At 43.3% G+C, this 13,525-nt stretch carries 14 protein-coding genes; 4 read left to right on the forward strand and 10 right to left on the reverse strand.

Annotated elements, in window-relative coordinates; translation table 11 throughout:
* The gene (locus DBX26_RS18190) at positions 1–414 is read right to left on the reverse strand and encodes a tripartite tricarboxylate transporter TctB family protein (RefSeq protein ID WP_118120385.1); all 414 of its coding nucleotides are present in this window, start codon (positions 412–414) and stop codon (positions 1–3) included.
* Positions 415–747: 333 nt separating this feature from the next.
* Between DBX26_RS18190 and DBX26_RS18195 the strand changes: the two genes are divergently transcribed.
* Positions 748–2,037 carry an MFS transporter gene (locus DBX26_RS18195; protein WP_118120387.1) on the forward strand — a complete coding sequence of 430 codons (1,290 nt, stop codon included), beginning with the start codon at positions 748–750 and terminating at the stop codon, positions 2,035–2,037.
* A 111-nt stretch (positions 2,038–2,148) separates the two neighbouring features.
* Here the strand turns inward: DBX26_RS18195 and DBX26_RS18200 are convergent, their stop codons facing one another.
* The 3 genes from DBX26_RS18200 to garD form a co-directional block, all read right to left on the reverse strand.
* Positions 2,149–2,559, reverse strand: a complete 411-nt coding sequence (locus tag DBX26_RS18200; protein WP_118120389.1) for a hypothetical protein — start codon at positions 2,557–2,559, stop codon at positions 2,149–2,151.
* 154 nt (positions 2,560–2,713) lie between these two features.
* Entirely contained in the window at positions 2,714–3,751 is a 1,038-nt protein-coding gene (locus DBX26_RS18205; RefSeq protein ID WP_118120391.1) for an ABC transporter substrate-binding protein, read from the reverse strand.
* Between the two features lie 45 nt (positions 3,752–3,796).
* Positions 3,797–5,347 carry a galactarate dehydratase gene (garD, locus tag DBX26_RS18210; protein WP_118120392.1) on the reverse strand — a complete coding sequence of 517 codons (1,551 nt, stop codon included), beginning with the start codon at positions 5,345–5,347 and terminating at the stop codon, positions 3,797–3,799.
* 547 nt (positions 5,348–5,894) lie between these two features.
* On the opposite strand from garD, the gene DBX26_RS18215 reads away from it, so the two are divergent.
* Positions 5,895–6,872 (forward strand): D-glycerate dehydrogenase, encoded by a 978-nt coding sequence (locus DBX26_RS18215; protein WP_118120394.1) that lies wholly within the window; start codon positions 5,895–5,897, stop codon positions 6,870–6,872.
* An 81-nt stretch (positions 6,873–6,953) separates the two neighbouring features.
* Here the strand turns inward: DBX26_RS18215 and DBX26_RS18220 are convergent, their stop codons facing one another.
* Positions 6,954–7,793 (reverse strand): aldo/keto reductase, encoded by an 840-nt coding sequence (locus DBX26_RS18220; protein WP_118120396.1) that lies wholly within the window; start codon positions 7,791–7,793, stop codon positions 6,954–6,956.
* A gap of 413 nt (positions 7,794–8,206) precedes the next feature.
* Here DBX26_RS18220 and guaD point away from each other — a divergent pair, with 413 nt between their 5' ends.
* Positions 8,207–9,592, forward strand: coding sequence for a guanine deaminase (gene guaD, locus DBX26_RS18225; protein WP_118120399.1), 1,386 nt, complete (start codon positions 8,207–8,209; stop codon positions 9,590–9,592).
* Positions 9,593–9,623: 31 nt separating this feature from the next.
* Here guaD and DBX26_RS18230 read toward each other — a convergent pair whose 3' ends face one another.
* Positions 9,624–10,568, reverse strand: coding sequence for a carbon-nitrogen hydrolase family protein (locus DBX26_RS18230; RefSeq protein WP_118120401.1), 945 nt, complete (start codon positions 10,566–10,568; stop codon positions 9,624–9,626).
* A gap of 148 nt (positions 10,569–10,716) precedes the next feature.
* On the opposite strand from DBX26_RS18230, the gene DBX26_RS18235 reads away from it, so the two are divergent.
* Complete coding sequence (locus tag DBX26_RS18235) at positions 10,717–11,598, forward strand: LysR family transcriptional regulator (protein WP_118120403.1); 882 nt, start codon at positions 10,717–10,719, stop codon at positions 11,596–11,598.
* Here the strand turns inward: DBX26_RS18235 and DBX26_RS18240 are convergent.
* The 4 genes from DBX26_RS18240 to DBX26_RS18255 form a co-directional block, all read right to left on the reverse strand.
* A complete protein-coding gene (locus DBX26_RS18240; protein WP_020333738.1) occupies positions 11,595–11,873 on the reverse strand; it encodes a putative quinol monooxygenase in 279 nt (92 codons plus the stop codon). The genes DBX26_RS18235 and DBX26_RS18240 overlap by 4 nt on opposite strands.
* 12 nt (positions 11,874–11,885) lie before the next feature.
* Positions 11,886–12,392 (reverse strand): GNAT family N-acetyltransferase, encoded by a 507-nt coding sequence (locus DBX26_RS18245; RefSeq protein ID WP_118120405.1) that lies wholly within the window; start codon positions 12,390–12,392, stop codon positions 11,886–11,888.
* A gap of 63 nt (positions 12,393–12,455) precedes the next feature.
* Complete coding sequence (locus DBX26_RS18250) at positions 12,456–12,686, reverse strand: cysteine-rich CWC family protein (protein ID WP_081280835.1); 231 nt, start codon at positions 12,684–12,686, stop codon at positions 12,456–12,458.
* An 84-nt stretch (positions 12,687–12,770) separates the two neighbouring features.
* Positions 12,771–13,523 (reverse strand): SDR family oxidoreductase, encoded by a 753-nt coding sequence (locus DBX26_RS18255; RefSeq protein WP_118120407.1) that lies wholly within the window; start codon positions 13,521–13,523, stop codon positions 12,771–12,773.
* Between the last annotated feature and the right edge of the window lie 2 nt (positions 13,524–13,525).

Consider the following 13,525-nt stretch of genomic DNA (forward strand, 5'->3'; position numbering starts at 1 on the left):
TTAAGGAAGGGTAATTGAAAACAGTTGCCCTAAAACCAACCAAGCTATAACAGGTGACAAGATAGAGTTAATGCTAATAAAAATAACTTTTCTCTTCGTAATTTCTTTTTCAATAAGAAAAGGAATCACAAAAAGAAATGGAATGGTTGCTATTAAAAAGGCATAACCTGTATTCGGAAATAACTCGCTAAGCGCTTCCATACTTAGAATGTAAACACTAATTAAAGCGAGAAACAGGTAAGCTTTATAGTTATCTTTATTAAGCAAAGTTTTAAAAGAAAACCCTTGAATCGATTTGATTATGGTTTTTCTTTCTTTCACCAAGATAATCACTAACAAAAATACTAAGCAGGTAATGATAATTTTGGGAAAAAACCAATGCGATTGATCGAAGTTGATACTTACATCTAACATATCGTTTTCCTTGTATAGGGTAGTTTTTGATTTTATGAAGCTAGTATAGAACTATCAGATGTGTCAGCGCTTTAGTAAAACGTACAAAAATACCCCCTACTTAACTCAAGATCTTGTAGAGTTGAACAATCTTATGTGACATCAACAAAATATAACTTAAAGCTTTGTTTTTAAAGAGATAATATGAAATTAAGACAAAATAACTCATTGTAGATCACGTCTTTTTGTAGCAAATTACAAAACGAGACAAATATGTCACAAATTACAAAAACAGGGATCACTACAAGTCATAATTTATTTTAAAATTTAAAAAATATTTTATGGTTAAGTCTTATGAAAACACTGCCCGTTAGATACACACTGGTTTTGATGCTGATGTTAGCCACCAGTATATTTTTTGGAGCGCGCTCTATTCTTTCTATTTCTGGGGATAGTATTAGTGAAGAGCTTTCTTTATCCACCATACAGCTTGGATATCTGTTTTCCTCATTTTCTGTGACCTACGTCTTATTTCAAATCCCATGTGGGCTGTTATTAGACAAATTGGATACCAAAAAACTGTATTTATTCTTCTTGATCTTTTGGTCGCTCGTCAGTATCGGAACATTTTCCGTTTCCTATATCCCTAATGAATTTTGGCTGTTTATTCTAATTTTTGCTTTTAGACTGATGATGGGGTTGTTCGAAGCACCAATATTTCCGGCGAACAGTCGAATTGTTTCTCGGTGGTTCCCAAGACACGAAATTTCGTTAGCATCCGCAATTTTTGGCTCTTCACAATACTTATCAATATTCATTTTCTCCCCGCTGATTGCTTGGGTCACCTATAACCAGGGCTGGCAATTTAACTTTCTCTATATGGGCGGGGCTGCGCTAATACTCGGACTGCTGTTAAAAAGTTGGCTGCATTGGCCAAAACAGCATCCATTTATATCAATTCAAGAACGTGACTACCTTGAGCAACACTTAACGCCAGCTGCACACTCAACTCAGTTCGATAACAGTGGCACTTTACAGCGGATAAAGTTTCTTTTGACCAACCGTACTATGTTAGGGGTTTGCCTTGGCCAGTACTGTATGAATGCGATTACTTTTTTCTTTTTGACTTGGTTTCCCATCTACTTACTTGAAATGAAAGAGATATCGCTACTTAAAGTCGGTATCATCGCTTCAATACCTGCGTTATTTGGATTTTTGGGCAACCTGAGTGGTGGCTATATTTCTGATCGAATGATTCGTATGGGAATGAGTACAGCGACAGCACGAAAAACACCCATAATAACGGGGATGGTGTTGTCGACAGCGATGCTTCTGGCCTTATTTACCGATTCAGAATTTTGGATCGTTGTCTGGATGTCAGTGGCATTCTTTGGCAAAGGTTTCAGTTCACTAGGTTGGACAATCGTTGCTGATATCGCTCCTCGTCCGTTATATGGATTATGCGGTGGCATCTTCAATACATGTGGCAACTTATCTGGCATCATCACGCCAACGATCATCGCGTATGCCATCGATGCTAGTGGAATTTTTGACTTTGCACTCTATATCACCGGCCTTCACGCTATTCTTGCCATCGTCTGCTTCATATGGCTAGTTGGCGATTTAAACAAGATTGCAGAGTAATAGCCCTCCGCTTTGGTTTACATGCTGAATAATGTAAAAAAGCCCACTTAACGTGGGCTTTGTGGATCAACCTAGTTCAGGTCAATTTAATCTACTGCCTTAACTAAGTAATCATGAAACAATACTGTAAAACTTCATGTCTTCCGCCAGCCTTTCATGCTGATCTTTTACCACCTCATCTGGCACATCTTTCTTGTATTCATTACAACATTGGTTGGTCATCACCATACTAAATACTCGATACCCTCTCTCTTCTGCTAACGCGTAGAAGTAATCCATGTCCGCACATGTCGAGAAAGTGTTTGTGACCGCAATCGTTTGAACATCTTTGTCCATCAGCTCTTTTACACCATTGCGACAAAATTCGTCTGCAAAAGGTTTTAGCTTTTCATTCCACTTGTTCTGACCGTAATGTCTATAGTAGTCCCAACATGAAACAATGTTGTCGTCATCTAATAGGGTTTTGATGAATTCAGTTTTACCTGTACCGAATGGACCACGAATAATGTAAAGGTTTTTCATGATACGTCCTCACATAAGTTAATTTGGAACTACATAAAATAGTTAAATAAGTCACGAACCAGATAGCACTCAGGCAAACTAATATAGAAAAATTGAGAGTAATCCGTTTTAGTGTCAAATAAGCCCACCGAAGTGGGCTTTAATGTGACAGTGACTAATCAGTAATATTATCCAATACTTCTTTGTATTTATCGTTTTTCTCTTGCAGGTGTTTCAGTGCATCTTCTGAGTTGCGATAGTTTGGCACAAAGAACGCTTTTTCAAATATTTTTTGGATCTTTCCTTCATCGTAAATCTCTTTCAGAGCTTTATCGATATAAGCAATTTTCTCTTTTGACATATTCTTGTTGTACAAGAAGAAAAACTCTTTATCGAAAGTAAAGTTTGTTGTCGCATCCATAGGTACTACGACATTCGGCTCAGCGTATGAATAAATTTGATCTTGGCTTAATTCCCCAAAACCGTTTGTATTCACTTTTGCGATAGTATCCTTGGTCGAAGTCAGCCAAACAAACTTCATCGCTTTTTGATCAGATTCAGGTAAGCGGGTGAACTGTTCGTTCGCTGGTAAACTACCTTGAATCATATCGGCTAAGCCATCAAATAACTGTTGGTTTTTATCCGCTTGAGAGCCTGTATTTACCGCAACTAAGTTCTTCTCTTGGCCTGGATATTTCAGTTTAATCGCGTTTTTCACCGCACTATAACCAATCTCAGAAACGCCGCCTGGCTGAATCGCTACGCGAATGGTTTCGCCACTACCTGCCGCATCAATTACCTCTTCCAAAGTGTTGTAAGGAGACTTTTTCGGTAACAGGTAAGCGTTGGCAGGGTTCGTAGCAAACGTAGGACCAATGATGTACTCGTCGAATATATCGTAGTAACCGCGAGTGCCGTACAAATTACCCAGATATGACTGATCGTGGAAAATCATAATAGTGCTGCCGTTTCTGACTCGCTTCAGAGTGCTGAATGCTGCACTAGAGCCTACCGCATCTACTTTGATGTTCGCGTCTAGTTTTTTTGCCAATTCTTCAGAAACAATGGCAGCCGCTTGATATGTATCCCCGCCCGTGGATTTTGAACCAATAACTACGCGAACGTTGCCGAAGTTAGGTTTGTCCGCGCTGATTGCGACCATAGGTAACGCCATTAAAGACAGAGCAATGGCATTTCTCACAAATTTTTTCATATCTTCCTCTCGTTTCACGTTAAATGTAGGTTTTATAAGTATTCATTAAGTTATTGGAGCGGGGTTAAATACCGCAAGTGCATTATGTAGCCCCCATTGATCGGAATATGTTTGTTTTTCACCGCTGGCGACAGCCAAAATGTGATTAAAAATTTCCCAGCCCATTTCTTCGAGTGTGTTTTCTCCCGTAGCAACGGTGCCCGCGTTAATATCCATCAAGTCATGCCAGCGTTTTGCTAAAGACGTTCGCGTCGCCACTTTGATCACTGGTACAGCTTCAAGTCCATAGGGAGTACCACGCCCGGTCGTGAACACCTGTACGGTAATACCGGATGACACTTGCTGCGTTCCACATACGAAATCACTGGCTGGTGTTGCAGCGAAAATCAAACCTTTCTTAGTAGGACGTTGTCCAGGAGAAAGGACTTCAACAATTGCACTACTTCCAGACTTCGCAATAGAGCCCAATGCCTTTTCAACGACGTTTGCCAAACCTCCTTTTTTGTTGCCCGGAGAGGGATTTTCTCTTCGGTCTGTTTTGCCTAAGCTTAGGTAGTTGTCATACCAAGCCATTTCTTCCATTAAACGCTTACCAACCTCTTCATCCGCACAGCGGGGACCAAGCAAGTAAACTGCATCACGAACTTCGGTCACTTCAGAAAACATTACAGTAGCGCCACAGCGAACCAATAAATCAGAGGCATATCCAACGGCTGGGTTTGCCGTTACACCAGAAAATGCGTCACTGCCACCACATTGCATTCCTACAACCAGTTCAGACACCGGGCAATCTTCGCGTTGGCGTTGATTGAGCTTTTCCAGATGTTTCTCTGCCGTCGCGAGAATGCTACGAACCATGGACTGAAAACCGACGTGGTTGTCGCTCTGAAGAGAAATGATGCTGTCTGGCTCTATTTCGATCGCCTGTACGTCATCGGTCCCTTTGAGCAATTTTTCTGGTTGTAGCTTTTCACAACCCAAGCCCACGACCATGACCTGACCACCGAAGTTCGGATTTAGCGCTAGATTATGAATGGTTCGGATAGGTACAACTGCGGCAGGTGCATTAATTGCAACACCACAGCCATATAAGTGATTGAGAGCAACAACACCGTCAACATTAGGATATTTAGGCAATAAATCACGCTTAATTAGATTTACAACGTAATCTACGACACCCGCCACGCAGTGAACACTGGTTGTAATGCCTAACAAGTTTTTCGTACCCACACTACCATCCGGATTACGGTAACCTTTAAACGTGTAATCTGTTAACGGAGGCAAAGGCTCAGGGATACGGGTAGCAAGTGGAATATCGTCCAGCGGCGGGGCTTCAGGAATATCAACGAGAAACTCGTTAATCCATCCACCTTTGGGGATAATTGCATTCGCATAACCGATGACTTCACCGTAACGTAAAATTCGGTCTCCAGGGTTGAGATCCTCTAAGGCGACCTTATGCCCCTCAGGGATATCTTCCTGCAAAGCGAACTCGTCATTGAACAGAGTACCTTTCGGTAACCCTCCGTCATTGACAACAATGGCTACATTGTCATTTGGGTGAACTTTTATGTAACGAGGCGACACATTTTTCATAGTAGGGTTTCTTGTTTTGAATCGACTCATTAAAAACTAAATCATCAGCATCAACTTAACATCAGAACTCTTATCAAAAAGCTCACTTTTTATTCATTGCTCTTTTGTTATAAATTACAAACACAGCGACAAATATCACAATGAAGAGGCAGAAATTGGACTTTAGTCTAATATTTATAACTTACAGAATAATTTTAATTTATAAAATTTAGTTACAAAGCATGCGTCAGATCACAATATTATTTCATTTACAAATTTACTTTTAACTTCTACATATAAAACCAGCGAGTTTTATAAAGTTAACATTATTAGTAATTATTCATTCAAAAAATAATATTAAAAAATTACACAAAACACTTTTCAATTAATTAACTTTCAGATTAATGTATATAACATCGTAAATAATTAGCTTTTTACATCTTCCTATATTTATTTCGTATTTGCCTGTAAAAATTCAGTGATTATTATTTTCGTATTGCGTTGTGACATTTCGTCACCGAAAGCCTAGGGTTAATACCACTCAAAAACAGCCAGTTAAGGAGAGCTCATGAAGCCGAAAGTTGTACTTTACAAAACCATTCCTGACCAAGAGTTGGCTCAATTAAACAACCATTTTGAAGTCACTTTGTTCAACGGCGTGAATGGCAACAACAAAGACGCCTTCTTCGCTGCTATTGAGAGTGCCGATGGGATCATCGGCTCTGGAGTCACGATACCAAATGCAGTAATAGATCGAGCATCAAACCTTAAAGCGGCTGCTACTATCTCTGTTGGTACAGATCACTTTGATCTCACCTACCTAGCGAATCGGGGGATTCCGTTGATTCACACCCCAGGCGTCCTTAATGAAACCGTCGCTGATACTGTCATTTTGCTGGCATTGGGCGCAGCTCGCCGGGCCGCAGAACTTTCCATTATGGTGCGTGAGGGGAAATGGCTCAAAAATCTCACAGAAGAACATTTCGGCGTAGATTTACATGGAAAAACCATGGGTATAGTGGGCATGGGACGTATTGGTTGCGCGGTCGCAAAACGTGCTCACCACGGTTTTGGCATGTCCATTTGCTATTACAATCGATCAGAAAATAGTGAAGCAGAACAGGAATTTAATGCAGAGCGTTTGCCACTAGATCAACTGTTACAAAAATCGGATTTTGTTGTCATGCTGGTGCCCTTGAGTGCTGAAACTGAACAAATGATTGGCAAAAAAGAGCTTGATCAGATGAAGTCCAGCGCCATTTTCGTCAATGCAGCTCGAGGGAAAGTAGTCGATGAACAAGCCTTGATAGAAGCGTTACAGCAAGGTGTGATTCGTGGAGCAGGTCTAGATGTATTTGAAGTCGAGCCACTACCATCATCTTCTCCTCTGACTCAGTTAGACAATGCATTTTTGCTCCCTCACATAGGTTCTGCCACAGCAGAAACCCGATTAAGTATGGTCCAATGTGCTGTCGAAGGATTTATTGCAGCAATGCATGGCGACTATTCAAAAAGCTGTGCAAACGCCCATCTTTTAAATCAGTAATTATTGATCAGTAGGCAATGTCACTCAGGATAAGAACTTTGAGATTCTTATCCTGATTTTTCTGCTATCCAGAGAAAAGAATCATCGAATGGCAATCCTTCCCTCATGCTGGTTAACAGGTGCGGGAAAGGCTTTGTCTAGCTCTCGAATATCCTCTTCGGTCAGTACAATTTTTACTGAATCTAGATTCTCTTTCGTACGTGCAATCGAGCTGGACTTGGGAATCGCAACCACGCCTTTTTGTCGAATCAGCCAGGCTAATGCGATTTGAGCGGCCGTCGCTTGGTGACGTTCCGCGATAGTTATCAGTTCTGGATGGTGTACCAAAGCGCCCTGATCGAGTGGGCAGTACGCCATCATCGCCATGTTGCGTTTGTCGCAAAACGGTTTCACAGCCCACTCCGGTTCACGATGCGAAAGGTTATAGAGTACTTGATCTGTTGCGCATAGCCCAACCTTGTCAGCCGCGCAAAAATCTTCCAGCTCATCGATATCAAGATTACTCACCCCATAGTCACGAATTTTACCTTGGGTTTTTAGCTGATAAAGTGCTTCCAGCGTTTCCTCAAACGGGACGGTACCCGACCAATGCAGCAGATAAAGATCGAGATGATCCGTATTCAAACGGGTCAAGCTTCGCTCACAAGCCGCAATTACGCCTTCTCTGGAGGCGTTGTGGGGATAAAACTTACTAACCACATACAATCTGTCGCGATATCCAGCCATTGCCTCACCAGCAATACGTTCGGCTTCACCTTCGCCATACATTTCTGCACAATCGATTAACTTCGCGCCATATTCAATACCAAAGCGTAACGCGTCGATTTCCTGTTGTCGCGATCGTGGGTCCTCGCCCATGTACCAGCTTCCCAGCCCCAACTGTGGTATCACGTTACCACTGGGTAAAATAAATTCAGCCATCCCACCTTCCCTGCGCTTTATATTTTGTGTCGCTCGGCATTAATCCGTGCAGTCTGCGAATCACTTGATTTGGGTTACACATATAGAAATGTAGGCGTGTTCTCGCAGCTCGTAAACAAGCAATTCAATCAACCATTGCCACGATGTAATCCGCCAAGTCAATGCACCACTTAAGGTCAAAGGTTCTATATCCCTCACCAGTTTGGTTCGAATATCGACCCTATTCCGGCAACATAAATGCACTGAATCATCAATCTATATAGAAACATAGCGAATTTCTAAGCTGGCATACTTCTGGCTTAGTCACTTTGCTTTTAATGGTTTTCGGTTGTTACATACACTACTCTATTGACAAGGGCTTACGCAGATAAGTCAAAAACCATGGGTATCAAACATATTCAATGGAGTGACTTATGAACCACAAATCGAACGTTCTATACTTAAAGAATACTGAACCATTTTCTTCTGACTCGATGCCGAAAACGATGGCGATACGTGCGAGCTTGCTCCACTTTCTCGAAGATCCTGCCAAGGTCACCAACCCCAAACACGCTTTTCAATATTTTGAAGACGGTCTGTTAGTCGTTGAAGATGGTCTCATCAAAGACGTGAAAGCGTTTAGCGATTCAGATATAACTCAATATGCCGACATCGTGGATTATCGCGGCAAACTTATCGTGCCAGGCTTTATTGATACTCACATTCACTACCCTCAAACAGAGATGATTGCTTCGTATGGCAAACAACTACTCGAATGGTTAGAGAATTATACCTTCCCAACCGAGAAGCAGTTTGAAGACAAAATACATGCAAAAGTGATCTCCCGATTCTTTATTAATGAGCTGCTAAAAAATGGCACCACCAGCGCTTTAGTATTCGGTACGGTTCATCCCGAATCCATCGACGCTCTGTTTGAAGAAGCGCTTGAGAAAAACATGCGTATTATCGCCGGTAAAGTCATGATGGATCGCAATGCACCGGACTACCTACTCGACACGCCAGAGTCCAGTTACAAAGACAGCAAGGCACTGATTGAGAAATGGCATAATCACAAACGCCTTCAATACGCCATTACCCCAAGGTTTGCTCCTACGTCGTCGCGTGAGCAATTAACAGCAGCTGGCAAACTCAAAGCAGAATTCCCAGATGTTTACGTTCAAACCCACCTCTCTGAAAGCAAAAATGAAGTGGAATGGGTGAAGTCTCTTTTCCCTGAACACGAAGACTATTTTTCTGTCTACCAACACTACGGTCTGGCTGGTGATCGCTCCGTCTTTGCCCATGCGATTCATCTCACTGAACGGGAGTGGAATGCGTTTGAGGACACGGATTCTGTAATCTCGTTCTGTCCTACCTCGAATCTGTTTCTTGGTAGTGGGCTTTTCGACTTAGAGAAAGCCGAACAGAAGAATGTACGCGTGGGATTAGGGACTGACGTGGGTGCTGGCACCAGTTTTAGCCAGTTCCAAACCTTAAATGAAGCTTATAAAGTCATGCAGTTACAAGATAAAAAACTGTCCCCATTTAAAGGATTATATCTCGCGACTCTTGGCGGGGCGAAATCACTCAGTATCGACGACAAAGTTGGTAACTTTGAAATAGGCAAAGAAGCCGATTTTGCAGTCTTAGACTGGGCCGCAACAGACTTACAACACCTTCGACAGCAACATGCGAAAAGTTTAGAAGATAAGCTGTTCGCGCTGATGATATTAGGGGATGATCGAAACGTAGATGCCACCTACGTTGATGGTAAGTTGGTCTATTCCTCCACCGATCACTTAGTGACAACACTAACCTAAAGCGAAATCCCCCATCTGATGGGGGATTTTCTTACTCGGCTTCCCTGATACGCAGAGATCTTTGCGGCGCTCGATTTACGTTGAGTGTAAATATGTCTGGGCGAGAGTAATGGCCTGCAACGTCGAAAGAGCGTCTGGCGGCAGCAACTTTATCTGTATCAATATCGCAATACAAAATCCCTTCCTCTTCATGCAATGGGGCAACTAACGTCTCCCCGCCGGGGGCGATGACGGTGGAGTCTCCGCCGTTAATCCACTCGTTTTTATCAGGATAGAGGGTTTCTTTTTCTGGGAAGTCATCAGGCAGATCGTTAACTCTCAACAAATTACCACTGCCGACAACGTAGCATCTGCCCTCTCTGGCGATATGGCGCAAGCTTTCAGTCCAGTCGGAGCCGCTGTCATAAGTAGGCGCAATGTAGATTTCGACGCCCTGAGCATAAAGCGCATAACGTGCCAACGGCATGTAATTTTCCCAGCAAACGAGTGCGCCAATCCTGCCAACCGGTGTGTCTATTACCCGTAATCCAGTCGCATCACCAAAGCCCCATACCATTCTCTCTGGGTTAGTCGGCATCAGTTTTCGATGAACATTGATGAGATTGCCCTCATGACAAACCGTGATGTAAGTGTTGTATAGCGTTGTTCGGCTGACGCTGGAGTCGCGTTCATTAATGCCGCATACAACCGTGACGTGATGACGCTTTGCCGCTTCATAAATCGGCTCTAAATCCGATGAGCTTAAATCAACCGCGTTGCTCATTAAGCGTTGATAAAGACTGTCTGTTGTCCCCCAATCTTTACCAGGGCGCAAACGCCATAACCAGACAGGATAACCAGGAATAAAGGCTTCAGTAAAAACAACAAGCTCTGCGCCGTTATTGGCAGCAGACTGAATACTTTCAACCACCAACGCGATGCTCTGCTGCTTATCTAAAAATCCAGACGCACGTTGAACCACAGCTAACTTTTTCATGACTACACCTCCCTCAGAAACTCGGTTCTCACTCTATTAATGAGCAAACTTTTTAATGTGCAATATCAGTTTAGGTGTGCAAAAATTAAAACGTTATCCCCAAAAAATGCCCATTAACTGTGCAAAAATGCACACAAGGACGGTTTGTATGAACTGGGATGATCTAAAGATATTTTTGGCCGTCGCTCGCCGTGGTTCTGTCAGTGGTGCAGGCGCTGAGCTTGGGGTACAACACTCCACCGTTTCAAGACGCCTTCGAGCAATGGAAAACAAGCTTGGCGTGCGCTTAGTAGAGCGTATGCAAGGAGGCTATGGACTGACGCTCGCGGGTGAAAAACTCAGAGCGACTGCCGAGCATGTCGAGCGAGAAGTACTCAACGCTGAAGACATGTTGTCTGGCCAAGATAAACTTCTCAAAGGCACGCTGCGAGTGACGGTCGTTCACCACATCGCATACGCTTTTTTCCTTCCCATATTTGCTCGTTTTCACCAAACGTACCCGGATATCGATCTGGAAATACAATCTTCAAACACGTACTTGAGTATGCCGCACCGAGAGACTGACGTCGCACTGCGAGTCACTAATAATCCAGCGGAAGTACTGATTGGTAAGAAGTTAATCACTTTTGCATCAGCGATATACGGCAGCAAATCTTATCTAGAGCATTTAAAGAAAACGGGCGACAAGCCAAATTGGATCGGAACTGAGTGCTGCGACTTCCACCGCGCCTGGACGAAAGAGGTCTGCCCGGAAGGAAAGCACGACTTCACCGTTGATGATACGGGATTAGCACATATGGCGATAAAACAAGGCGTCGGACTCTCTTTCTTACCCTGCTTTATCGGTGATTTTGATGACGAATTGGCTCGATACGATGAACAATTCTCTGCTTTCTATGGTCTGGATTTGTGGATGTTGCTCCACGAAGACCTAAGACATACCGAGCGTGTACGAGCGTTTCGAAACTTTGTCATTGAAGAAGTTGAAAAGCAGCGCGACAAACTGGAAGGTCGTTTGAGAAAAATTTAATCCAGCAATATCTCATAATGGCGTTCTACATTATTGGTCACTTTCCCCCAATGTGACTCCTTTACCCTTACTTGGTGAGCCTCAAATGCAGCCTCATCGACGAACTCTTCGTACACATCAAATCGCAATGAGTTTTCTGCACTTTGGGTAACGCGAAATGTAATGCAACCAGCTTCTTCCAACGTCAGGCGCTTATGTTTTTCTAGTTCTTGCTTTACCACCTGCAATTCCGATTCTGGCACCAAAATATGGCCTTTCAAGATCACTTTCGACATGGATTAACCTAATTACAATAACTTGTAGAAGTAAACTGTCGCTTCGAGCTCACCATTAGAGCTACGCGCGAATTGAGGAATTTGCCCTGCTTCGTTATAGCCAATAGCGCGATATAATGAGGATGCGATATCACCGAGTCGCGTGTCCAATACCAGTAAAGACAAACCGATTTCTGCAGCTGTATTTTCCATCAGTGACATCAGTTTTTTACTTACACCTTGCCCTCTCGCACTGGTTTTTACCATGAGCTTTTCAACTTCACCCCGGTGTGAACCGTTGGCTTTTGAGCACAGAGAAAGCTGGACTGCGCCAATAACGCTTCCGTTGTCGTAAGCTAAAAAGATCTTTCTGGAACCAGCCAGAAGATCCGCCTCTACCGACTGCCAATAAGCATCAACTTCCTGCTCATCAACTGGCGTTAAAAATCCGACTGACGCACCACTTTCTATGCAATCAGTAAGAAGCGCATGCAATTGAGCAACCAAACCAGTGATTGAACTGACTTCTTTTATGTCCACTTAACTTCCCTTGTTTAGACGAGCACGCTCAGTTTAATTAACAAACCGAGCGGTCAACGTGTACTAACTCTCTTTAATACTGTTCTGATACTTTAACGCGCACGCTTTGCAAATACATGCTTTTCTTCTTTTTTCTTCAGGAACTTGGGAAAGGAGCCCTTCGGGAAATTTTATCGACGGATCGTTACACCAACACGATTTACTGATGTCTTTATCACCTAAATTGAGACAGGAATTCGGCTGACCACACAGAGGGCATACAAGCGGGTCTGGAGTGACGGATTTGATTTTCACATGATATCCTTTAATTGACGACGCCCAGCTAAACAGCAAGTAACCAATAGCGATCAGAGGTACTAAACAAGGCTTGATTGTCGATTATAACCCACCAGCTAAATCCAAATAATTCCCCGTTGAGAATGACGACTTCTCAGACGCTAACCAATAAATGGCCTCAGCGACCTCTTCTGGCTTTCCGCCCCTTTGCAATGGAATGACACTTTTGAGCCTTTCAATTCTCTCGGGTTCTCCTCCATCCGCATGCATATCGGTATGAATTAAGCCAGGTCTCACGCAATTGACGCGGATACCTTCAGACGCGACTTCTAGGGATAAGCCTTTGGTTAATGTGTCGATCGCGCCTTTTGACGCCGCGTAATCGATGTATTCGTTCGGAGATCCAGAACGAGAAGCTCCGGAAGATACATTCACAATCACGCCACCTACCCCGCCATGGCGCGTAGACATGCGCTTAACGGCCTCGCGACAACATAAAAAGTAACTGGTGACATTATTGACGAGTATTGCGTTAATTCTGTCTGCCGTCATCTCTTCTAAACGCATCTGTGTCTTTAAGATACCGGCATTGTTCACTAGCACAGCAATTTGGCCTAACTCTTGGTCCACGGTAGAAAACAGTCGGGCAACATCCTCTTCTTGAGATACATCGGCCTGAACAGTAATGCATTTGCCGCCGTTACGGGTGATGGCTTCCGCTAACTGGGCTGCCGCTTCTGAATTGGATTTATAGTTGATGCATACCGCATATCCATTATTTGCAAAAAGTTGCGCGGTCGCTGCACCAATACCTCGGCCGCCACCCGTTATGATGGCCACTTTTTGTGTCGTCATGA

The sequence above is a fragment of the Vibrio sp. dhg genome (assembly GCF_003443775.1).
In the GTDB taxonomy this organism is placed as follows: domain Bacteria; phylum Pseudomonadota; class Gammaproteobacteria; order Enterobacterales; family Vibrionaceae; genus Vibrio; species Vibrio natriegens.